Source organism: Kitasatospora nipponensis, assembly GCF_039528135.1.
Classification (GTDB): Bacteria; Actinomycetota; Actinomycetes; order Streptomycetales; family Streptomycetaceae; genus Kitasatospora; species Kitasatospora nipponensis.
The window spans coordinates 1-23,339 of record NZ_BAAALF010000135.1; the positions used below are offsets into that span (position 1 = coordinate 1).

Here is a 23,339-nt window from a genome sequence, read left to right on the forward strand (position 1 = left end):
CAGGCCGTCCGGCAGGCCGGGCACCGGCGCGGTCCGGGTGGCGCCGACCGCCGCGATGCCCGGGCGGGCGCGCAGCCGACCCGCGAAGGCGGGGTCGGCGGCGTACGCGAGCACGGCGCCGATCTGCGGGTACCCCTGCACCACCCGGCCGCCCAGCGCGCCGACCTGGTCCCCGGCGGCCGCGGCACCCTGGGCGTCCAGCCGGTCGGCGAGCACCAGGTAGCTCAGGTAGGCCCGGTCGCCTCCCGACACGTACGGCACCGCGCCGCCCAGCAGCAGGGCCGCCGCGAGCACCGCCGCCGACGTGCGCAGCGGTCGGACCCGGCACCGGCGGGGCCGCCGGGAGACCAGCCGCACCTCGGCCATGGCGAGTCCTCCGCTCCTCGAGCACGAATCATCACCATATGAGCGGAATGTCTGATCTGACCATTTGTAAGAGGAATCCCCCCGCCATCCGGCGGCACGGCATCAGCCGGGCGCGCGGCCCGCTGTCAGTGCGACCGGGCACCATGGGGACATGGCGGACGACCAGCTCCCTTCCGACCCCCTGGCGGGTTTCGCCCCGGCCACCCGGGCCTGGTTCGAGGCCGCCTTCGACCGGCCGACCACCGCCCAGGCCGGCGCCTGGGCAGCCATCCGCCAGCAGGCCGACGTCCTGGTGGTCGCCCCCACCGGCTCCGGCAAGACCCTCGCGGCCTTCCTCTCCGCCCTCGACCACCTCAGCAGCACCCCGCCGCCGGCCGACCCGCGCCGCCGCTGCCGGGTCCTCTACATCTCACCGCTGAAGGCCCTCGCGGTGGACGTCGAGCGCAACCTGCGGGCCCCGCTGACCGGCCTGCGGCAGGCCGCGGTGCGACTGGGCCTGCCCGAGCCCGAGGTGCAGGTCGGCATCCGCTCCGGCGACACCCCCGCCGCCGACCGCCGGCGCTTCCAGAGCCACCCGCCGGACATCCTCATCACCACCCCCGAGTCGCTCTTCCTGCTGCTCACCTCCGCCTCCCGGGAGGCGCTGCGGGGCATCGACACGGTGATCCTGGACGAGGTGCACGCGGTGGCGGGCACCAAGCGCGGCGCCCACCTGGCCCTGAGCCTCGAGCGGCTGGACGAGCTGCTGGAGCGCCCGGCCCGCCGGATCGGGCTCTCGGCCACCGTCCGGCCGGTCGAGGAGGTGGCCCGGTACCTCTCGCCGCTGCGCGGCGCCACCATCGTCCAACCACCCTCCACCAAGCGCTTCGACCTCTCGGTGGTCGTGCCGGTCGCCGACCTCGCCGAGCTCTCCCCCGCGCCCGCCGCCGACGACCCGGCCCGCGGCTCCTCGATCTGGCCGCACGTCGAGGAGCGGATCGTCGACCTGGTCCAGGCGCACCGCTCGACCATCGTCTTCGCCAACTCGCGCCGGCTCGCCGAGCGCCTGTGCAACCGGCTGAACGAGATCGCCCACGAGCGGGCCACCGGCGAGGCGCTGCCCGAGCACCACACCCCGGCCCAGCTGATGGCCGAGTCCGGCGTCGCCAGGGGCGCGCCCCCGGTGCTCGCCCGGGCCCACCACGGCTCGGTCTCCAAGGAGCAGCGCGCCCTGGTGGAGGAGGAGCTCAAGGCCGGCCGGCTGCCGGCCGTGGTCGCCACCTCCAGCCTGGAGCTGGGCATCGACATGGGGGCGGTCGACCTGGTGATCCAGGTGGAGTCACCGCCCTCGGTCGCCTCCGGCCTGCAGCGGGTCGGCCGGGCCGGGCACCAGGTGGGCGCGGTCTCCACCGGCGTGGTCTTCCCCAAGTACCGGGGCGACCTGGTGCAGTCCGCGGTGGTCACCGAGCGGATGCGGGCCGGGCGGATCGAGGCGCTGCGGGCCCCGCGCAACCCGCTCGACGTCCTGGCCCAGCAGCTGGTGGCGATCACCGCGCTCGACAGCTGGGACGTCGAGGAGCTGCTGGCGCTGGTGCGCCGGGCCGCCCCCTTCGCGGGCCTGCCGCAGTCCGCCTTCGACTCGGTGCTGGACATGCTGGCCGGCCGCTACCCCTCGGACGCCTTCGCCGAACTGCGCCCGCGCCTGGTCTGGGACCGGGTGGCCGGCACCGTCACCGGCCGCCCCGGCGCCCAGCGCCTGGCGGTCACCTCCGGCGGCACCATCCCCGACCGCGGCCTGTTCGGGGTCTTCATCGTCGGCTCCGACGACAAGCCCGGCAAGAAGGAGGGCGGGCGGCGGGTCGGCGAGCTGGACGAGGAGATGGTCTACGAGTCCCGGGTCGGCGACGTCTTCACGCTGGGCACCAGCTCCTGGCGGATCCAGGAGATCACCCACGACAAGGTGATGGTCACCCCCGCCCCCGGGGTGCCGGGCCGGCTGCCGTTCTGGAAGGGCGACTCGCTCGGCCGCCCGCTGGAGCTGGGCCGGGCGCTGGGCGCCTTCGTCCGGGAGCTCGGCGGCCTGCCCGAGCCCGAGGCCCGGACCAGGCTGCTGGCCGCCGGACTGGACGACTGGGCGGCCGGCAACCTGCTCGGCTACCTGACCGAGCAGCGCCAGGCCGCCGGCCACCTGCCCGACGACCGCACCATCGTGGTCGAGCGCTTCCGCGACGAGCTGGGCGACTGGCGGATCGTCATCCACTCCCCCTTCGGCGCCCAGGTGCACGCCCCCTGGGCGCTGGCGCTGGGCGCCCGCCTGCGCGAGCGGCACGGCCTGGACCCCCAGGTGATGCACGGCGACGACGGCATCGTGCTGCGCCTGCCGGACGTCGACCTGCTCGACTTCCCGATCGAGGGCGCCACCGGCACCGCCCAGCAGGAGGCGCCGGTCGGCGCGGACGCCGCGCTCTTCGACCCGGCCGAGATCGAACAGCTGGTCACCGACCAGGTCGGCGGCTCGGCGCTCTTCGCCTCCCGGTTCCGCGAGTGCGCCGGGCGCGCGCTGCTGCTGCCCCGGCGCAGCCCGGGCCGGCGCACCCCGCTCTGGCAGCAGCGCCAGCGGGCCTCCCAGCTGCTCCAGGTGGCCGGCGAGTTCGGCTCCTTCCCGATCGTGCTGGAGGCGGTGCGGGAGTGCCTCCAGGACGTCTTCGACGTCCCCGGCCTGGTCGAGCTGATGCGCGACCTCGAGTCGCGCGCCGTGCGGCTGGTCGAGGTCACCACTCCCGAACCCTCCCCGTTCGCCCGCTCGCTGCTCTTCGGCTACGTCGCCCAGTACCTCTACGAGGGCGACTCCCCGCTCGCCGAGCGCCGCGCCGCCGCCCTGGCGCTGGACTCGCGGCTGCTCGCCGAGCTGCTCGGCCAGGCCGAGCTGCGCGAGCTGATCGACCCGGCGGTGCTGGCCGAGCTGGAGGCCGAGCTGCAACGGCTCACCCCCGAGCGCCGGATCAAGGACGCCGAGGGCCTCGCCGACGCGCTGCGCCTGCTGGGACCGCTGGGCGCGGCCGAGTTGGCCGAGCGCGGCGCCGAGGAGCACTGGCCGCGGCAGCTGCAGGAGGCCCGGCGGGCGATCCAGGTGAAGATCGCCGGCGAGCCGCGCTGGGCCGCGATCGAGGACGCCGGCCGGCTCAGCGACGCGCTGGGCACCCCGCTGCCGGTCGGCATCCCGGAGGCCTTCACCGAGCCGGTCAAGGACCCGCTCGGCGACCTGCTGGCCCGGCACGCCCGCACCCACGGCCCGTTCACCGCGCCGCAGGCCGCCGCCCGCTTCGGTCTGGGCGCCGCGGTGGTCAGCGGCGCCCTGCAGCGGCTGACGGCCACCGGGCGGCTGGTCCAGGGCGAGTTCCGCCCGGCCGAGGCGGGCGGCACCGGAGAGCCGGAGTGGTGCGACGCCGAGGTGCTGCGCCGGCTGCGCCGCCGCTCGCTGGCCGCCCTGCGCCAGGAGGTGGAGGCCGTGCCACCCCGCGCGCTCGCCGCCTTCCTGCCGCAGTGGCAGCACCTGAGCGGCCACCAGCTGCGCGGTGAGGACGGCCTGTTCCGCGTCGTGGAGCAGTTGCAGGGTGCCGCCCTGCCGGCCTCCGCGCTGGAGCGGCTGGTGCTGCCCGGCCGGCTGAGCGACTACCGGCCCGCCCTGCTGGACACCCTGATGGCCGAGGGCGCGATCGGCTGGGCCGGCGCCGGCGCGCTGCCCGGCAAGGACGGCTGGATCAGCCTGCACCTGACCGAGAACGCCGACCTGCTGCGCCCCGACCCGCTGCCGCTCACCCCCACCCCGCTGCACGAGGCGCTGCTGGCGGCGCTGGCCAGCGGGTACGGCCTGACCGTGCGCCAGTTGTGCGAGCAGCTGCCGGACCCGCCCGAGCCCGAGTTCGCCGCCGCGCTGTGGGACCTGGTCTGGGCCGGTCGGATCACCAACGACACGCTGGGCCCGGTGCGCGCCCTGCTCGGTTCGGGCCGCACCGCCGGTGCCACCGCCCACCGCGCGCCGCGCGCCGTGCCCCGGGGCCGCTACGGCGGGCTCGGCCGTACCCCGGCCCGGCCGGCCGACCCGACGCTGGCCGGCCGCTGGTCCCTGCTGCCGCAGCCGGCCGAGCCGACCGCCGGCGCGGCCGCCCAGGCCCAGGACCTGCTGGACCGCCACGGCGTGCTGACCCGCGGCACGGTGGCGGCCGAGCGGATCCAGGGCGGCTTCGCGGCGCTCTACCGGGTGCTCTCGGCCTTCGAGGAGCGCGGCCGGGCCCGCCGCGGCTACCTGGTCGAGGGGCTGGGCGGGGCGCAGTTCGCGATGGACGGGGCGGTGGACCGGCTGCGCTCGGTGAGCGGCACGCTGGAGCGGGCCGGTGCGGGCGAGTGGCCCGGCGCCGGCGCCGCCACCGGGCGCGAGGCGTCGGTGCAGGTGCTCGCGGCGGCCGATCCGGCCAACGCGTTCGGCTCGGCGCTGCCCTGGCCGCCGCTGCCGGGCGAACAGGGCGGGGCGCACCGCCCGGGCCGCAAGGCCGGCGCGCTGGTGGTGCTGGTCGACGGCGAGCTGGCGCTGTACCTGGAGCGCGGCGGCAAGTCGATGCTCTGCTGGGCCGATCCCGCCGAGCGGGGCGAGCAGCTGACGCAGGCGGTGCAGGCCCTGGCCGGCGCGGTCCGGCGCGGTCTGCTCAGCGGCCTGACGGTGGAGCGGGCCAACGGCGAGCCGGCCCTGGGCTCAGTACTGGGTGCGCTCCTGGAGGCCGGGGGTTTCCACGCCACCCCGCGCGGGCTGCGGCTGCGCGGCTAGCCGGCGCTCGGGGCCGGTCAGCCACCGGTTGCTGTGCACCGGGAGCACCCCCAGCGTCCAGCCGCCGAGGGTGAGCAGGGCGAGCACCGTACCGGGGTGGACACCGTCCACCGGTAGCCGGCTCGCCACCCCGCACGATGCGGTGATCAGCAGCACGGCCGACGCCAGACGGCGCGGACCGTGTGAGAGGAGAGTGCGGGATCGGTTGCCCCGGCCTATTCGGCCCGGGGCACCGCCGGTCGTGCAGCGGTGCACTCGCGACTCCTTCTCTCAGCCCCCCAGTGGTTGCGGGTCGAGGTCAGGCGGCGACGACGTCCACGGCCGAGGCCTTCGGGGTGATCGAGCTCATCCGCTCGCCCGGGGCCGGCAGCTGGACCGGCTCGAGCACCGGACGCAGCAGGTCGCCCTCGGAGAGCGCGGCCATCGCGGCGAGCTCGGCCAGCGACAGTTCGTCACTCACCTCGCGCATGACCTCGGACATCCGGACGTCGAGCGCGTCACAGATCGCGGAGAGCAGCTCGGAGGAGGCCTCCTTCTGCCCCCGCTCGACCTCGGACAGGTATCCGAGCGAGACTCTGGCGGCGGCCGACACCTCGCGTAGTGTGCGGCCCTGGCGCTGGCGCTGCCGACGCAGCACGTCACCCAGGAGGCGACGGAGCAGGATCATCGGTGGCTCCCTCCTCGGACTGCGGATCGAGATGTCACGTCCCCACCGTACCGCCTTGCCCGCGTCGCGTGCGGGGACCGTGGTCGTGTTCACTCTGGGCTGCAAGCCTCTGCCCTCCCCTGTTGTTCCCGCCCCGGGGGCAGGCACGCCCCTCGTACTCACAGCTTCCCCCGATTCTGCCTGTTCAGCCGTTGTTCAGTGGAAGCGTGTGGTCCCGGCCACGCCCCCGAGGACCAGTGCGTGGTCCAGGAAGAGCTCCAGGGCTCCGGAAACGGCCGTTCGTCGGATTGTGGCACGGTCCCCCGACAGCCGGGGCGATCTCGTGAGAGTTCCGCCCGGACCGGCGAACCCGAGGTGTACTGTGCCCACCGACTGCCCGCCCTGCGGCTCCGGACCGGCCACCCCGGTGGTCGCCAGACCGAAGTCGGCGCCCAGCAGCCTGCGCACGCCCTCGGCCATCTGCCGGGCCACCACCGGGTGAACCGGACCGTGGACCGCCAGCAGCCCCTCGTCCACACCCAGCAGCGAGGCCTTCAGCTCGGTCGCGTAGGTCGTCACCGAACCGCGGAAGGTCTGCGAGGCACCGGGGACGTCCACCAGCTGGGCCGCCAGCAGGCCGCCGGTCAGCGACTCGGCCACCGCCAGGGTGGCGCCCAGGCCGCGCAGCTCGGCGTGCACCCGCTCGGCGAGCGGGACGTACTCGGTCATCGGCCCTGCCTCTCCCGGGCCAGCCCCTCCCGGCGCAGCCGGACGGCCTGGCCCACGTAGTCGGCGCCGGAGGCCACGGTCAGCACCACCGCCACCCCCAGCAGCACCGCGCGCCCGGTGGCCAGCAGGCCGGTCAGCGGCAGCACGTACATGCCGACCGCGATGCCCTGGGTCAGCGTCTTGATCTTCCCGCCCCGGCTGGCCGGTATCACGCTGTAGCGGATCACCCAGAAGCGCATCAGGGTGATGCCCACCTCACGGGCGAGGATCACCACCGTGACCCACCAGGGCAGGTCCCCCAGGACCGACAGGCCGATCAGCGCGGCCCCCATGATCGCCTTGTCGGCGATCGGGTCCGCGATCTTCCCGAAGTCGGTGACCAGACCCTTGCGACGGGCGATCTCGCCGTCGAACAGGTCGGTGATCATCGCCACCGCGAAGGCCGCCCAGGCCACCGCCCGCCACTTGGGGTTGTGCCCGCCGTCGGCCAGCAGCAGTGCCACGAAGACCGGCACCAGGGCCAGGCGGAGCATCGTCAGCAGGTTGGCGATGTTCCACAGCGACGGCTCCGCCGCCCGTACGGCCCCTGCGCGGGCCGGGCGGGCCGCTGCCGGACTGCCCGGCCCCCCGGTCATACCGAGGCCGCCGGACGCACGAGCTCGATCGCCTCGGCGATCAGGTCGACTCCCTCGGAGGCGATCACGCGGGCCCGGTAGAACTGGCCGACCCGGGCCTGCGGGACACCCGTGAGGGTGGTCAGCCCGTCGGTCTCCGGTGCCTGGTGGGCGGCGCGGCCCAGCACGGCGCCGCCCTCGTCCTCGTCCTCGATGCTCTCGACCAGCACCTCGACCTCGCTGCCGATCCGCTGCTCGGCGCGCTGCGCGGTGAGCTCCTCGGCCAGCTTGGAGAGCGTGGCCAGCCGCTCGGCCACCACGTCCTCGGGGAGCTTGCCCTCGAAGGTCGCGGCCTCGGTGCCGTCCTCGTCGGAGTAGCCGAAGACGCCGATCGCGTCCAGGCCCGCCTCGGTGACGAACCGTTCCAGCTCGGCGAAGTCCGCCTCGCTCTCGCCCGGGAAACCGACGATGAAGTTGGAGCGCGCACCGGCCTGCGGGGCCCGCTCGCGGATGGTCCTGAGCAGGTCGAGGAACTGCTCGGTGTTGCCGAAGCGGCGCATCCGGCGCAGCACGGCGGGGGCCGAGTGCTGGAAGGAGAGGTCGAAGTACGGGACGACCCCGGCGGTGCCGGTCATCGCCTCGATCAGCCCCGGGCGCATCTCGGCCGGCTGCAGGTAGCTGACCCGGACCCGCTCGATCCCGGGGACGGCCGCGATCTCGCTCAGCAGCGTCTCCAGCAGGCGGATGTCGCCCAGGTCCTTGCCGTAGGAGGTGTTGTTCTCGCTGACCAGGACCACCTCGCGCACGCCCTGCTCGGCCAGCCAGACGGCCTCGTTCAGCACGTCGGCTGGCCGGCGGGAGATGAAGGAGCCGCGGAAGGCCGGGATGGCGCAGAACGAGCAGCGGCGGTCGCAGCCCGAGGCCAGCTTCACCGAGGCGACCGGGCTGTCGTCCAGGCGCTTGCGCAGGGTGCGCGGCCCGGAGGCGGGCGCCACGCCCTGCGGCAGGTCCTCGGGGGCGCCGTGGCCCGGCAGGGCCACCGCGGCGGCCGCGGCCTGGCGCTCGACCGGGGTGAGTGGCAGCAGCTTGCGGCGGTCGCGCGGCAGGTGCGGGGCGTGCGAGCCGCCGGAGAGGATGGTCTGCAGGCGGTCGCTGATGTCGGCGTAGTCGTCGAAGCCGAGCACCCCGTCGGCCTCCGGCAGCGCGTCGGCCAGCTCCTTGCCGTAGCGCTCGGCCATGCAGCCGACCGCGACCACGGCCTGGGTGCGGCCGTGACCCTTGAGGTCGTTGGCCTCCAGCAGGGCGTCCACCGAGTCCTTCTTGGCGGCCTCGACGAAGCCGCAGGTGTTGACCACGGCGACGTCGGCATCGGTCGCGTCGTCGACCAGCAGCCAGCCATCGGCCTCCAGTCGCCCGGCGAGTTCCTCGGAGTCCACCTCGTTGCGGGCGCATCCGAGCGTGACAAGGGCGACAGTACGGCGTTCAGGCATAGGGCCAAGATTAACGCGCGGCCCCCGGTGCCGTTTCCCCCGGAGGCCGCGCGGCGACGTTTCGGCGATCCCGGGGGCCCCACGACCCCGGCGGGGGCTAGCCGGCCTGCGGGTCCCCGGGGGTGTAGGTGAGGTGCACCACCTGGCCGTCCTTGCCCGCCGGACCGAGGTCCTTGCCGTTGACGTACAGGTGCACGGCGGCCGCGTTCCCGATCACCAGCTTGATCTGCTTGGTGTCGGTGAAGGTCTGGTCCTTGCCGTCGTCCAGGTTGTTCTGGAAGAGCGACTTGCCGCCGCCGTCCACCGCGGAGACCCAGCTGCTGCCACCCTCGCCGACCAGCTTGACGGTGACCTTGTCGGCCGGCGCCGCGGCGATGGGCGCCACGCTCGGGGCCGGCGCGGGCGGCTGGGCGGTGGTGCTGGGCGAGGCGGGCTGCGAGGCGGCGACGCTGGGCAGCGGGGAGCTGGCCGCGCCGGCCGACACCTTGCCGGGCTTGCCGCTGACCAGGTTGAAGCCGATCAGCAGGACCACGGCCACGATCGCCACCAGCATCGCGGCGGTCCAGTTCGGACCGCGCCGGTCCACCCTGATCCGCCGGGCGTCCAGGGTGGCCACCGGCGCCAGGACCACCGGCGCGGTGCCGTGGATGGCGTCGTAGCGGGCCACCAGCGCCTCGCCGTCGGCGCCCACCGCCTTGGCCAGTGAGCGCAGGTGCCCGCGCGCGTAGAAGTCGCCGCCGCAGCGGCTGAAGTCGTCCTCCTCGATGGCGTGCACGATCGGCACCCGGACCCGGGTGCCGGCGCTCACCTCATCGACCGTCAGCCCAGCGGTGAGCCTGGCGTCGGCGAGGACCCGGCCGATGCTCGGGACGTCGTCCTGCGGCGGACCGGCCGCGCCGGGCTCGGTGCCGGACGGAGCGGCGGAGGATCGGCGGTTGTCTCGGTGGGATGACTTGCCGATGGTCACTGGGCGCGCCTTTCGAGCGGAGGCCACCTACTGGAAGAACAGTCTAGGGGTGCAGGCGAATCGTTTCTCAACCGGAGTTCGACCGAACGCGCACCCCTGCCGGGCGGGCGCCGGCGGCCCCGGCGGGGCCACTGACACCCCTTCAGGGTCAGCCGGTCGAAGGCCTACCCGCGGATGACCGCGAGCACTCCGTCGAGCTCGTCGGGAGTGACCAGGACGTCGCGCGCCTTGGACCCCTCGCTGGGCCCCACGATGCCACGCGACTCCATCAGGTCCATCAGCCGCCCCGCCTTGGCGAAGCCGACCCGCAGCTTGCGCTGCAGCATCGAGGTCGACCCGAACTGGGTGGAGACCACCAGTTCGGCCGCCTGGATCAACAGGTCCAGGTCGTCGCCGATCTCCTCGTCGATCTCCTTGCGGGGACCGCCGCCCACCGTGACGTCCTCGCGGTAGGTGGCGGCCAGCTGGTCCTTGCAGTGCTGGACGACCGCCGCGATCTCCGCCTCGGTGACGAAGGCGCCCTGCATCCGGACCGGCTTGCTCGCGCCCATCGGCAGGAAGAGCGCGTCGCCCTTGCCGATCAGCTTCTCCGCGCCGGGCTGGTCCAGGATGACCCGGGAGTCGGTCATCGCCGAGGTGGCGAAGGCCAGCCGGGAGGGCACGTTGGCCTTGATCAGACCGGTCACCACGTCCACCGAGGGCCGCTGGGTGGCGAGCACCAGGTGGATGCCGGCCGCGCGGGCCAGCTGGGTGATGCGCACCACCGAGTCCTCGACGTCCCGCGGGGCCACCATCATCAGGTCCGCCAGCTCGTCGACGATGACCAGCAGGTACGGGTACGGCCGCAGCTCGCGCTCGCTGCCCAGCGGGGCGGTGAGCTTGCCGGAGCGCACCGCGGCGTTGAAGTCGTCCACGTGCCGGAAGCCGAAGGCCGCCAGGTCGTCGTAGCGCAGGTCCATCTCGCGCACCACCCACTGCAGCGCCTCGGCCGCCTTCTTGGGGTTGGTGATGATCGGCGTGACCAGGTGCGGGATGCCCTCGTAGGCCGTCAGCTCGACCCGCTTGGGGTCGACCAGGACCATCTTCACCTCGTCCGGCGTGGAGCGGACCAGCACCGAGGTGATCAGGCAGTTGATGCAGGAGGACTTGCCCGCGCCGGTCGCGCCCGCCACCAGGATGTGCGGCATCTTGGCCAGGTTGGCGAGCACCGTGTGGCCCTCGACGTCCTTGCCCATGCCGACCACCATCGGGTGGGTGTCCTCGGCGGCGCTGCGCGAGCGCAGCAGGTCGCCGAGGTTGACCATCTCGCGGTCCCGGTTGGGGATCTCGATGCCGACCGCCGACTTGCCCGGGATCGGGCTGATGATCCGCACGTCCGCGCTGGCCACCGCGTACGCGATGTTCTTGCCCAGCGCGGTGATCCGCTCGACCTTGACGGCCGGACCGAGCTCCACCTCGTAGCGGGTGACCGTCGGGCCCCGGGTGAAGCCGGTGACCTTGGCGTCCACCTTGAACTCGGCGAAGGTCGAGGTGAGCTGGGCGACCACGTCGTCGTTGAGCTTGCTGCGGGTCTTGCCCGGGGCGCCGCGCTCCAGCAGGTCCAGCGGGGGCAGCGCGTAGCTGCCGCCGCCGGGCAGCTGGAGCTGCTCCATCCGGGCGGGGGCCGGGGTGTGCTCCCCGGGCGCGGCCGGCTCGCCGGGCGCGGCCGTGCGCGCGGGCGGGACGGCGGGCTCCTCCGGCGGGGCGGTGCGGTCCTGCACCTGGTGCATGATGCTGGCCACCGCCGGCGAGGCCGGCACGCCGTGCAGCAGCGCGCCGTCCAGGTCGGCGGCCACGCCGGCGGCCAGGTCCCGGGTGTGGAAGGGGTCCTTGACGAACATGTCGGGGACGGCGGTGGCCAGCTCCGGCTCGTCCACCTGCTTGCGGCGCCCGCGCCGGCGCCGGCGGGCGCCGATCTCGTCGTCGGGGTCCTGCGAGCCGTCGCCCTCGACCGTGTAGGGCAGCGCGTCGGGGTCGGCGTCCTCCGGCGGCTCGGTGGAGAACTCGCGCTCCCCGGTGGCGTACTCGCCCTCGAAGGCGTCCGCCTCGTCCACGAACGCCGGCTCCACCACGCCGAGCCGCACCCCCAGCAGCCGCAGCCGCTCCGGGATCCGGTTGACCGGGGTGGCGGTGACCACCAGCAGGCCGAAGAAGGCCAGCAGCAGGAGCAGCGGGACGGCCAGCGGCGGGCCGGCGGCGGCCATCATCGGAGTGGAGGCCGCCCAGCCCAGGATGCCGCCGGCCTGCCGGATCCGGGTGGCGCCGCTCTGCATGCCGGGCGCCCCGCAGCCGATGTGCACCAGGCCCAGCACGCCGATCACCAGGGCGCTCAGGCCGATCGCGATCCGCCCGTTGGCCTCCGGCAGCTCCGGGTGGCGCATCAGCCGGATCGCGAGCACCGCGAGCAGCAGCGGGACCAGGACGTCGAGGCGGCCGAAGAGCCCGCTGACCACGCTGGTGGCGACGGCGCCGAGCCAGCCCTGCGGGCTGAACCAGGTCCCGGCCGCGGTCACCAGCGCGAGCGCCAGCAGCAGCAGCGCCACGCCGTCGCGGCGGTGGTCCGAGTGCAGGCCCTTGGCGCCGTGGCCGAACCCGCGGAAGACCGCGCCCACACTGTGCGCGAGCCCCAGCCAGCACGCGCGCACGGCGCGGAAGAGTATCGGCTGGCGCTGGGGCGCGGCCGGAGCGGCGGGGGCGGCGGGCGGTTTGGCGGCCGCGGCGGGCTTCGCGGCCGGCTTGGCGGCGGCTGCCTTGGCGGGGGCCGGCTTGGCCGCGGCCTTGCCGGAGGGCTTCCTGGCCGGAGCCTTCTTCGCCGGTCCCGGAGTGGACTTGCGTGCCGCGCTGCCGGGCGTACGTGTGGCCATGGCACCAGAGCCTACCGGCGGCCCACGACGGTGGACATGTGACCGACCGCAATGCCCCGCGCGTGTCGTAGCGCCCGCCGACACACCGTCAACGGGCGACGGGTTCACTCCGGCGGCCCACAGCGGCCGAGGTCACCGGGCGGCCCGGACGCGACGCGGGGTCAGGCCGGGGCGGCACCGGGCCGCAGCGCCTCCAGCGCGGCCCGCAGGGCCACCAGCTTGCGCTCCAGGTGCGCGGCCGTGGCGGCGGCCCCCGCCTCCGGCGAGTCGTCCAGCTGCTTGGTCAGCGCCTCGGCCTGCTCCTCCACCGAGGCCAGCCGCGCGGACAGCTCCGCCAGCAGCGGCTCCGCGGAGTCCCGGCCCTGCCGGTCGTCCTCCAGCTGCAGGCGCAACAGCGCCGCCTGCTCCTTCAGCTGACAGTTCTTCATGTAGAGATCCACGAAGACCGAGACCTTGGCGCGCAGCACCCACGGGTCGAACGGCTTGGAGATGTAGTCCACCGCCCCGGCCGCGTAGCCGCGGAAGGTGTGGTGCGGGCCGTGGTTGATGGCCGTCAGGAAGATGATCGGGATGTCCCGGGTGCGCTCGCGGCGCTTGATGTGGGCGGCCGTCTCGAAGCCGTCCATGCCGGGCATCTGAACGTCCAGCAGGATCACCGCGAAGTCGTCGGTGAGCAGCGCCTTCAGCGCCTCCTCGCCCGAGACCGCCCGCACCAGCGTCTGGTCGAGGGCGGAGAGGATCGCCTCCAGGGCGAGCAGGTTCTCCGGCCGGTCGTCGACCAGGAGGATCTTCGCTTTCTGCACCACGACCCGCCCTCCTGCTGGATAGCCCGGCTGTTTTCCGCGCGCCGGCACCCGTGTACCGCCTGCCACTGACCCGGTCATGCTAGCCGCACCCCCTTGCCCAGCCCTATCGGATGGTCGCAACAGGTCCTCGGCGCACCTGCCGCACCAGAGGGCCGGGCGCACCGCCGACCCTCGGCCGGCCTGCGCACCGTCGCCATCCGGTTACTGTTCGCAACGATGAGTGACCCTAGCGGGTTCCCGGTACGGCCCGCCAGTAAACGCCGATGTCCGGGGCCCGGGGCGTTACGCGCGCGCCCCCAGCCACTGGCGCATCACCGACAGCAGGTGATCGGTGTCCACCGGCTTGGTGACGTGGTCGGAGGCACCCGCCTCGATGCTCTTCTCCCGGTCTCCCTTCATCGCCTTGGCGGTCAGCGCGATGATCGGCAGGCCGGCGAACTGCGGCATCCGCCGGATCGCCTCGGTGGTCGCGTAGCCGTCCATCTCCGGCATCATGATGTCCATCAGGACCAGCGCCACGTGCTCGTGCTGCTCGAGCACCTCGATGCCCTCGCGCCCGTTCTCCGCGTACAGCACCGTCAGGCCGTACTGCTCCAGCACGCTGGTCAGCGCGAAGACGTTGCGCACGTCGTCGTCGACGATCAGCACCTCCTCGCCGTCGAAGCGGCCCTGGAACTGCGGTGCCGCCCCGGAGCGCGGCGCCGGCGGCTCCTCGCTGCGCGCGGCTGGCACCGGCTCGGCCGCGGCCGCCCGCCGCCGCTCGGCCGCGTCCCGCCGGCGCTCCTGGGCCAGCTCGCGGACCTCCTGCGCCCAGTGGTCGGCCGGGTTCTCGCCCACCGGCACCGGCTGGCCGGTGGGGGTGACGCTGACCGTGGCCCGCAGCGGCCCACCGGGCGCGGGGACCGCCCCCCGCGCCGCGCCGGCCGCGAGCGCCGCGGACCCGTTGCCGCGCTCCAGCGAGATGCCGGGCGCCTCGCTGCGCAGCGGCAGGTAGAGCGTGAAGGTGCTGCCCTCGCCCAGCTCGCTCTCGGCGTGGATCTCCCCGCCCAGCAGCCGGGCGATCTCCCGGCTGATGGACAGGCCCAGGCCGGTGCCGCCGTACTTGCGGCTGGTGCCGCCGTCGGCCTGCTTGAACGCCTCGAAGATCTCCCGCAGCTTGTTGCCGGGGATCCCGATGCCGGTGTCGGTCACCGAGAAGGCGACCAGCCGCGCGTCCGGGTCGTCGATCTGGCCCGACTCCAGCAACTGCTCGCGCACGTGCTGCGGCACGTCCGGCCCGGCCGGCCGGATGCCCAGGCGCACCGCGCCGCTGTCGGTGAACTTCACCGCGTTGGAGAGCAGGTTGCGCAGCACCTGCTGCAGCCGCTGCTCGTCGGTGTGCAGGGTCGGCGGCAGCTCCGCGGAGACCATGACCGAGAAGTCCAGGTTCTTGTCCGCGGCCATCGGCCGGAAGGCCGCCTCCACGTAGTCGGTCAGCTGCACCAGCGCGATCTTCGCCGGGCGGACGTCCATCTTGCCCGCCTCGACCTTGGAGAGGTCGAGGATGTCGTTGATCAGCTGGAGCAGGTCGGAGCCGGCGCCGTGGATGGTGTCGGCGAACTCGACCTGCTTGGGCGAGAGGTTGCCCTCGTTGTTGTCCGAGAGCAGCTTGGCCAGGATCAGCAGCGAGTTGAGCGGGGTGCGCAGCTCGTGCGACATGTTGGCGAGGAACTCGCTCTTGTAGCGCGAGGCCAGGGCGAGCTGCTCGGCGCGCTCCTCCAGGACCTTGCGCGCCTCCTCGATCTCGCTGTTCTTGATCTCGATGTCGCGGTTCTGCTGGGCGAGCTGCTCGGCCTTCTCCTGCAACTCCTCGTTGGTGCGCTCCAGCTCCTCCTGGCGGGCCTCCAACTCAGCCGACCGCATGGAGAGTTCGGCCGTCAGCCGCTGGGACTCCAGCAGCAGGCCCTCGGTCTTGGTGTTGACGCTGATGGTGTTGACCGTCACGCCGATCAGGTCGGCGATCTGGTTGAGGAAGTCCAGCACGACGGTGGTGAAGGAGGCGAAGGTGGCCAGCTCGATCACGCCGAGCAGCCGGCCCTCGAAGAGCACGGGCAGCACCACCACGTGGGCGGGCGAGGCCTCGCCGAGGCCGGAGGAGATCCGCAGGTAGCCGGGCGGGGTCTCGGTGAGGCTGATCGGCCGCTTCTCCAGGGCGGCCTGGCCCACCAGCGACTCGCCGGGCCGGAACGTGGTCGGCATCGAGCGGCGCTGGTAGCCGTAACTGCCGATCAGGCGCAGCACGGTGTCGATCTCGTCGTCGTCCTCGGTGAGCATCTCGGCGGTGCGGCCGGCCGGCTGGGCGAGAAAGAAGGCGCCGTGCTGGGCGGAGACCACCGGGGTCAGCTCGCTCATGATCAGCGAGGCGACCGCCTCCAGGTCGCGGCGGCCCTGCAGCAGCCCGGAGAAGCGGGCCATGTTGGTCTTCAGCCAGTCCTGCTCCTGGTTGGTGCGGGTGGTCTCGCGCAGGTTGGCGATCATCTGGTTGATGTTGTCCTTGAGCTCGTCGAGCTCACCGGAGGCGTCCACGTCGATCCGCAGGCTCAGGTCGCCGCGGGTCACCGCGGTGGCGACCTGGGCGATCGCGCGCACCTGCCGGGTCAGGTTGTTGGCCAGCTCGTTCACCGACTCGGTGAGGTCCTGCCAGGTGCCGTCCACCCCGGGCACCCGGGCCTGCCCGCCGAGCCGCCCGTCGGTGCCGACCTCGCGGGCCACCCGGGTCACCTCGTCGGCGAAGGCGGAGAGCTGGTCGACCATGGTGTTGATGCTGGTCTTGAGTTCCAGGATCTCACCCCGGGCGTCCACGTCGATCTTCTGCGACAGGTCGCCGCGGGCCACCGCCGTGATCACCAGGGCGATGTTGCGGACCTGGCCGGTCAGGTTGTTGGCCATCTGGTTGACGTTGTCGGTCAGGTCCTTCCAGATGCCGGCCACACCCGGTACGCCGGCCTGCCCGCCCAGGATGCCGTCGGTGCCCACCTCACGGGCCACCCGGGTCACCTGGACCGCGAAGGCGCTCAGCTGGTCGACCATCGTGTTGAGGGTGCCGGCCAGCGCGGCCACCTCGCCCTGCGCCTCGATGGTGATCTTCTTGGAGAGGTCGCCGCGGGCCACCGCGGTGGCCACCTCGGCGATGTTGCGGACCTGACTGGTCAGGTTGGAGGCCATGAAGTTGACGTTGTCGGTCAGGTCCTTCCAGATCCCCGAGACACCGCGCACCCGGGCCTGCCCGCCCAGGATGCCCTCGGTGCCCACCTCGCGGGCCACCCGGGTCACCTCGTCGGCGAAGGCGGAGAGCTGGTCGACCATCGTGTTGACGGTGGTGACCAGTTCGAGGATCTCGCCGCGGGCGTCGACGGTGATCTTCTTGGAGACGTCGCCCAGGGCCACCGCCGTGGTCACCTCGGCGATGTTGCGCACCTGGCTGGTCAGGTTGTTGGCCATCAGGTTGACGCTGTTGGTCAGGTCCTTCCAGGTGCCGGAGACCCCCGGCACGCTGGCCTGGCCGCCCAGGATGCCCTCGGTCCCCACGTCCCGCGCCACCCGGGTGACCTCGTCCGCGAACGAACTGAGCTGGTCGACCATGGTGTTGATGGTGTTCTTCAGCTCCAGGATCTCGCCCCGGGCGTCCACCTGGATCTTCTGCGACAGGTCACCGCGGGCCACCGCCGTGGTCACCTGCGCGATGTTGCGGACCTGGTCGGTGAGGTTGTTGGCCATGAAGTTCACCGAGTCGGTCAGGTCCCGCCACACCCCCGCGACCCCGGGCACCTGCGCCTGACCCCCCAGCCGCCCCTCGGTCCCCACGTCCCGCGCCACCCGCGTCACCTGCGCGGCGAAGGCCGAGAGCTGGTCGACCATGGTGTTGATGGTGTTCTTCAGCTCCAGGATCTCGCCCCGGGCGTCCACCTCGATCTTCTGCGACAGGTCACCGCGGGCCACCGCCGTGGTCACCTGCGCGATGTTGCGGACCTGGTCGGTGAGGTTGTTGGCCATGAAGTTCACCGAGTCGGTCAGGTCCCGCCACACCCCCGCGACCCCGGGCACCTGCGCCTGACCCCCCAGCCGCCCCTCGGTCCCCACGTCCCGCGCCACCCGCGTCACCTGCGCGGCAAAGGAGTTCAGCTGGTCGACCATCGTGTTGACGGTGTTCTTCAGCTCGAGCATCTCGCCGGCCACGTCCACGGTGACCTTGTGCGACAGGTCGCCCTTGGCGACCGCGGTGGTCACCTCGGCGATGTTGCGCACCTGCGCGGTGAGCCGGCCGGCCATGGTGTTGACGGAGTCCGCGAGGTCCTTCCAACTGCCGGACATCGAGCGGACCCGGGCCTGACCACCCAGCTTGCCCTCGGTGCCCACCTCGATGGCCACCCGGGTCACCTCGTCGGTGAACTCGGAGAGTTGGTCGACCAGGCCGTTGACGGTCCGTCCGACCTTGAGGAACTCCCCGCGCAGCGGGTGGCTGCCGCCGTCCGGCTGCGCCGAGCGCAGCTCCATCCGCTGGTCCAGGTCGCCCTCGGCGATCGAGGCCAGCACCCGGCCGACCTCGGCCATCGGGCGGGCCAGGTCGTCGATCAGCGCGTTGCAGTTGTCCACCGCCGAGGCCCAGGCGCCCTCCCCCGCGCCGTTCTCCAGGCGCGCGGTGAGCCGCCCCTCGCGGCCGACCGCCCGCCGCACCCGGGCCAGCTCACCGGTGAGGTGCTGGTTGCGCTCGGCCACCTCGTTGAACATGGCGGCGATCTCGGCCATCGGTCCGTCGCCCGGAACGGTGAGCCGGCGCCGGAAGTTGCCGTCGCGCATGGCGGTGAGCGCGCCGAGCAGCTTGCGCAGCTCGGCCGGCTCGGCCCCGCGGTTGTGGCCCGAGCGGCGCCCGGCCGCGCCGCGCGGTGCGGCCGCCGGCCGACTGCCGCGCGCGGCCACCCCCTTCTGACCTGTGGTGCTCTGACCGGCAGCGTCCTTGGTGGCCGAACTCAACGGGACCCTCCCACATCGCGACTGGCTTCCGTCCGCCTCCCGCGACCCTGGGCGCGGCTCCTGCGGATCTCCCAGTCTGACAGCACCGACCGACTGCGCAGGCCCGCTTGACCGGGCCCATACCGGATGGGGACCTGCCGGCGTGGGCAGAATCACCCTCCGGTGCCCGTTTCGGTGCCCCCTGGCCACGGGGAAGCCAGTCAGAACGTAGGGTGGGCAGCCGGAAAGTAGGGTGGAGCGCTGCACCTCGCCCCGGCCTGTTCCATCCGGGAGGCGCTCCCGCGCCGGTAGGAGCCGGGCGCCGAGCAGCCGTACCCGAACCAGAGGAGAAGCAGCCCGTGGTCACCGCGCGCGCAGCCGCCACCTTCGAGCCGGACGGCCGGTCGGCCTCCGCCGCGCGCGGCTTCGTTCGCGACGCGCTGCTGAGCTGGGGGCTGCCCGAGGTCGTCGACGACGCGGTCGTGCTGGTCAGCGAACTGGTCACCAACGCCGTCGTGCACGCGGGGACCGCCGCCGAGGTGAGCTGCCTGCGCGAGGAGGACTCGGTCCAGATCGGGGTGACCGACCGCCACCCCGAGCGCGGCCTGCCGGCCTTCGCCGGCCCGATCGCCGGGAACGCGGTCTCCGAACACTTCGCGGACGCCGAGGGCGAGGGCGGCCGCGGGCTGATGATGTGCTCGGCACTCTCCAGCCGCTGGGGCGTGGAGTACTCGGCCGGCCAGAAGACCGTCTGGTTCCGGCTGCCGCTGCAGCACGCCCTGCCCGGGACCCGGCTCGCGCTGCCGCAGGCACCGGGCGAGGTCCTGCCCAGCACCGACGGGCCGATCCTGGTGGCCGTGGTCCAGGTCGACGACACCGGCATCGTCCGCGCCTGGAACGCCGACGCGGAGGGCCTCTTCCGCTGTCCGGCCACCGAGGTGCTCGGCAAGCCCTGGGCGGACCAGGTGGTCTGGCCGCAGGCCCCCGGCGCCGACCTGGCCGAGGTGCTGCGCCTGGCCCGCTGGGAGGGCACCTTCGGGGTGCGCCGCTCCGACCGGCGCACCATCGAGGTCTACGGTTCGCAGGTACGGGTCCTGGACGCCACCGGCACCCCCTCCACGCTCTGTCTGATGGTCCGCGAACGCGACCACGCGGTCCTCGCCACCCCCGTCCGTCCCGCGCCCGCCGGCCGCGACGGCGCCCCCGCCCAGCCGCTGGACCTGCTGCTCGACGGCATGCCGGCCGACGACCTGTCAGGCCTGCTGCAGCAGACCGTCGAGCGCGCCCGCGACCTGCTCGACGGCGACGCCGCGTACCTGCTGCTGACCACCGAGGACGAGAGCGAGTTCGAGATCCGGGCGGCCACCGGACTGCCGGCCGGCCGCGACCGCTACGCCCGGATCCCGGTCGACTCCGGCCACAGCCGCTACGACTCGGCCCGGCTGCCGGCCGTCCACGAGGACCTCTCGATCCGCCCGGGCGCCGCCCCGCTGCTGGGCGGCACCGGCCTGCGCTCGCTGATCACCGTGCCGCTCAAGGTGGAGGGCCGGCTCACCGGCTCGCTCGGCGTCGCTGCGCAGCGCCCCGGCCAGTACGACAACGAGCAGGCCATGCGCCTGCAGTTCGCGGCCGACCGGATCGCCCTGACGGTGGAGAACGCCCGCCTCGCCGAGCTGGAACGGCTGCGCCGCGGTGCGCTCTCCTTCCTGGTCGAGGCCTCCGACCTGCTGGCCGGCACCCTGGAGCACGGTCAGACCCTGGCCCTGATGGCCCAGATGGCGGTGCCCACCCTCGCCGCCTGGTGCGCCGTCTACACCATCGCGGAGCAGAGCAGCACGGCCGACCTCGCCTTCGTGCTGCACGAGGACGAGGACCGGATCGACGGGCTGCGCGCCCTGCTGGAGCGCGCCGGGGTCCCGGTGGCCGTCGCGGGCACCACGCACTGGCCGGCGCCGGCCGGGGCGCTGCGCGCCGGCGACCCCGCCGGCCTGATCGGCCAGACCGTGGTGCTGCCGCTGTCCGCCCGCAACCGGGTGATCGGGCTGCTGGTCCTGGGCACCGCGGCCGGCGTGCCGTTCCGCCAGGAGATCCTGGAGCTCGCCGAGGACCTCTCCCGCCGGGCGGCACTCGCCCTGGACAACGCCCGCCTCTACTCGGAGCGCACCGCCACCAGCCAGGCCCTGCAGCGCAGCCTGCTCCCGCCGGAGCTGCCCAAGATCCCGGGCGTCGAGGTGGAGGTCTACTACCAGGCGGCCGGCGAGGGCAACGAGGTCGGCGGCGACTTCTACGACCTCTTCTCGATCCGCGAGGGCACCTACGGCTTCGCGATCGGCGACGTCTGCGGGACCGGTCCGGAGGCCGCGTCGGTGACCGGGCTGGCCCGGCACTCGCTGCGGCTGCTGGCCCGCGAGGGACTGAGCGCCCCTCAGGTCCTCACCCGGCTCAACGCGGCGATCCTCGACCAGGGCTCCCGCAGCCGCTTCCTGACCCTCCTCTACGGCGAGCTGACGCCCCGCCCCGACGGGTGCACCGAGCTGAACCTGGTCTGCGCGGGCCACCCGCTGCCGCTGCGGCTGCGCACCGACGGGCAGGTCGACGCCCCGGCCAGCCCGCAGCCGCTGCTCGGGGTGATGGAGGACCTGGAACTGACGGCCGAGCAGGTGGTGCTGCGGCCCGGCGAGGTCCTGCTCTGCGTGACCGACGGGGTCACCGAGCGCCGGGAGGGGCTGCGGATGCTCGGCGACGACGGCCTCGCCCAGGTGCTCTCCGGCTGCACCGGTCTGACCGCGGGTGCGGTCGCCGCCCGGGTGCAACGCGCCGTCGAGCGCTTCGCTCCCGAGCCGCCCTCCGATGACATGGCCATCATCGCGCTGCGCGTTCCCGAGCAGCGCGCGGGCTGACACCGCCTCGAAGCGGTACAACCTGATCGTCGATCAGCTGACAAACGAACAAATTCTACGATTCACAAGGGTACAAGCGGCCCGCCGGCGGGTAGACACCAGCTGACCGGGTTTCCCCCCGGCGCACCAGCCCCCGGAGCCGAGCTGCGGGGACGCCCACCGGCCGCCGCCGCCCGCGCCCTCCCCACAGGACGCCCCCGGTCAGGCCACCGCGACGGCTGCCGACCCGCCGCCGCCCTCACCCCCACCCCACCTCCGCGCGCGGCAGCGTGCCCGCCGAAGCCCGCTCCCGCCGAGGGCGCTCGCTGCGCCGCGCACGCCCATCGTCTCGCGCCGCCCCCACCGAGCCGCACGGCCGCCGAGCCCTGCAGCTGCTCCACCGCGCCATCGCACACCCCTGAACCGACCACAGAGTGAAAGGAGCCTCCGGTGAGCACAGAAGCTACCGGGGCCAACGCCCGATCCGCCTCGCTCGACGCGGGTCCCCTCGGATACCTCGCTCTCGGCCTGACCCTCCTCGCCTACGGCCTGCTGCAGACCGGCACCCTGAGCGGCACCAACGTGGCCGGCGCCGCGGGCCTCGCCCACCTGGTCGGCGGGGTGACGCTGTTCGTCGCCGGCCTCTGGCAGTTCCGCTCCGGCGACACCTTCAGCGGCACCGCCTTCACCGGGCTCGGCGCCTTCTGGGCCGCCTGGGCGGCGGGCGCCGGAGCCGCGGCCGGCAAGAACGCCACCGGCCTCTTCCTGCTCCTGTGGACGCTGCTCGCGCTGACGCTGACCGCGGCGAGCTGGAACTCCGGGCTCTTCAGCCGCGGCGTGTACGGGCTGCTGACGCTCTCGCTGCTGCTCAGCGCGATCGGCACCTTCGGCAGCTCCGGCGGGCTGGTCAAGGCGGCCGGCTGGATCGGCGCGGTGGCCGGGCTGGTCAGCTGGTACTGGGCGACCGCGGCCCTGACCAACAGCGCCTGGGGTCGCGCGGCCCTGCCGATGAAGTAGGAGCAACAGCACGGAACGCACGGTGGGCGGGACCCGAACCCGGGTCCCGCCCACCGGCCCGCCCGCGGGCAGCCCTCTTCCGCACGGTGCTCCCGGGCTACCGGACGGCCGGCCACTGCTTCCGGGGCTCCTGCTGCCCGCTGCCGGCCGCCCCGGCCGGCAGCGACGACGCCTGCTGCGCGGCGCGGGCCCGGCGCAGGCGGAGCCAGCCGTACTGCGCCGCGTACGCCAGCATCAGCAGCCAGACGGCGACCAGACCGTCCGCCCAGAAGTGGTTGGCGGTCATCACGACCACCGCGACGGTCAGCACGGGGTGCAGCAGGATCAGCCACCGCCAGGGCGAGCGGGCCACCGTGATCACGGCCACCGCCACCAGCACGCACCAGGCGACGTGCACCGAGGGCATGGCCGACAGCTCGTCCGCGTGCAGGCCGCCGATGCCCCCCGAGTAGACGGACTGGCCGTACTGGGTCGCGAGGTCCACGAAACCGCGGTCCGCCAGCATGCGCGGTGGCGCCACCGGGACGAACTGGATCAGCAGGCAGGCCGCCGTCACCAGCACCACGGTCGTCCGCACCCAGGCGTACCGGGCGCGGTGCCGCAGGAAGACCCAGAGCAGCACCACCAGCATCACGCCGAAGTGCATGACCGCGTAGTAGTAGTTCGCCAACCGCACCAGCAGCGGATAGGGCGTGATCACCCGTTGCCAGGACGCCTCGTCCGGCAGCCCCAGCCGCAGTTCGGTGCGATGGATCCACTCGGCCCGGTCGAGGGCGTGGTCGCTGCTCATCAGCGAGAGCTGGCCGACCAGCTGCCAGAGCGCGAAGAGCGCCAGCAGCGTGCCGGCCTCCCGCAGCACGGCGGTGAGCCCGCGGCGTGCCGGCAGCACGCGCCGGACCGCGTACGAGGCCGCCAGGAGCGCTCCTGCCGATGCTCCGGCGCTCTGCCACGAAAGGGTCAGGTTCTGCAACGCCGTGTGCCTCTCCGCCTGACGGGACTGCTTGGCTGAGAGGGTACAGCGAACCGGTTCGGAAACGCAGAAAACCCCCTGCCCGGTTTCCCGGGAGGGGGTTTTCTTGAATGATTGTTCGGCGGTGTCCTACTCTCCCACAGGGTCCCCCCTGCAGTACCA

13 protein-coding genes and 1 pseudogene are annotated in these 23,339 nt (G+C 73.6%); 3 read left to right on the forward strand and 11 right to left on the reverse strand.

Features of this window, described 5'->3' with window-relative positions; genetic code table 11:
* Window positions 1-366, reverse strand: a pseudogene (locus ABD323_RS28770) (S8 family peptidase); the annotation flags it as partial.
* Window positions 367-517: 151 nt separating this feature from the next.
* On the opposite strand from ABD323_RS28770, the gene ABD323_RS28775 reads away from it, so the two are divergent.
* Window positions 518-5,167: an ATP-dependent helicase gene (locus ABD323_RS28775; protein WP_344444914.1), complete on the forward strand. Its 4,650-nt coding sequence runs from the start codon at window positions 518-520 to the stop codon at window positions 5,165-5,167.
* Here ABD323_RS28775 and ABD323_RS28780 read toward each other — a convergent pair.
* From ABD323_RS28780 to ABD323_RS28820, 9 genes are all read right to left on the reverse strand, one after another.
* On the reverse strand, window positions 5,096-5,323 hold the full coding sequence (locus ABD323_RS28780) for a hypothetical protein (protein ID WP_344444915.1): 228 nt from the start codon (window positions 5,321-5,323) through the stop codon (window positions 5,096-5,098). The two genes, ABD323_RS28775 and ABD323_RS28780, sit on opposite strands and share 72 nt — an antisense overlap.
* A gap of 142 nt (window positions 5,324-5,465) precedes the next feature.
* Window positions 5,466-5,834 (reverse strand): helix-turn-helix domain-containing protein, encoded by a 369-nt coding sequence (locus tag ABD323_RS28785; protein WP_344444916.1) that lies wholly within the window; start codon window positions 5,832-5,834, stop codon window positions 5,466-5,468.
* 195 nt (window positions 5,835-6,029) lie between these two features.
* The gene (locus ABD323_RS28790) at window positions 6,030-6,542 is read right to left on the reverse strand and encodes a CinA family protein (protein ID WP_344444917.1); all 513 of its coding nucleotides are present in this window, start codon (window positions 6,540-6,542) and stop codon (window positions 6,030-6,032) included.
* Entirely contained in the window at window positions 6,539-7,177 is a 639-nt protein-coding gene (gene pgsA, locus ABD323_RS28795; protein ID WP_344444918.1) for a CDP-diacylglycerol--glycerol-3-phosphate 3-phosphatidyltransferase, read from the reverse strand. Before pgsA ends, ABD323_RS28790 begins: the two co-directional genes overlap by 4 nt.
* A complete protein-coding gene (gene rimO, locus ABD323_RS28800) occupies window positions 7,174-8,646 on the reverse strand; it encodes a 30S ribosomal protein S12 methylthiotransferase RimO (protein ID WP_344444919.1) in 1,473 nt (490 codons plus the stop codon). The genes pgsA and rimO overlap by 4 nt, the downstream gene beginning before the upstream one ends.
* Before the next feature lie 97 nt (window positions 8,647-8,743).
* Window positions 8,744-9,607 (reverse strand): helix-turn-helix domain-containing protein, encoded by an 864-nt coding sequence (locus ABD323_RS28805; RefSeq protein WP_425556193.1) that lies wholly within the window; start codon window positions 9,605-9,607, stop codon window positions 8,744-8,746.
* Between the two features lie 170 nt (window positions 9,608-9,777).
* Window positions 9,778-12,516 carry a DNA translocase FtsK gene (locus tag ABD323_RS28810; protein WP_344444921.1) on the reverse strand — a complete coding sequence of 913 codons (2,739 nt, stop codon included), beginning with the start codon at window positions 12,514-12,516 and terminating at the stop codon, window positions 9,778-9,780.
* Between the two features lie 161 nt (window positions 12,517-12,677).
* Window positions 12,678-13,322 (reverse strand): response regulator, encoded by a 645-nt coding sequence (locus ABD323_RS28815; RefSeq protein ID WP_344444922.1) that lies wholly within the window; start codon window positions 13,320-13,322, stop codon window positions 12,678-12,680.
* Between the two features lie 282 nt (window positions 13,323-13,604).
* Entirely contained in the window at window positions 13,605-18,158 is a 4,554-nt protein-coding gene (locus ABD323_RS28820) for a HAMP domain-containing protein (RefSeq protein WP_344444926.1), read from the reverse strand.
* A 512-nt stretch (window positions 18,159-18,670) separates the two neighbouring features.
* Between ABD323_RS28820 and ABD323_RS28825 the strand changes: the two genes are divergently transcribed.
* Window positions 18,671-21,211 carry a SpoIIE family protein phosphatase gene (locus ABD323_RS28825; protein ID WP_344444923.1) on the forward strand — a complete coding sequence of 847 codons (2,541 nt, stop codon included), beginning with the start codon at window positions 18,671-18,673 and terminating at the stop codon, window positions 21,209-21,211.
* A gap of 429 nt (window positions 21,212-21,640) precedes the next feature.
* Complete coding sequence (locus ABD323_RS28830) at window positions 21,641-22,207, forward strand: acetate uptake transporter (RefSeq protein ID WP_344444924.1); 567 nt, start codon at window positions 21,641-21,643, stop codon at window positions 22,205-22,207.
* Window positions 22,208-22,304: 97 nt separating this feature from the next.
* Here the strand turns inward: ABD323_RS28830 and ABD323_RS28835 are convergent, their stop codons facing one another.
* Window positions 22,305-23,096, reverse strand: coding sequence for a phosphatase PAP2 family protein (locus tag ABD323_RS28835; RefSeq protein WP_344444925.1), 792 nt, complete (start codon window positions 23,094-23,096; stop codon window positions 22,305-22,307).
* Window positions 23,097-23,339 lie beyond the last annotated feature (243 nt).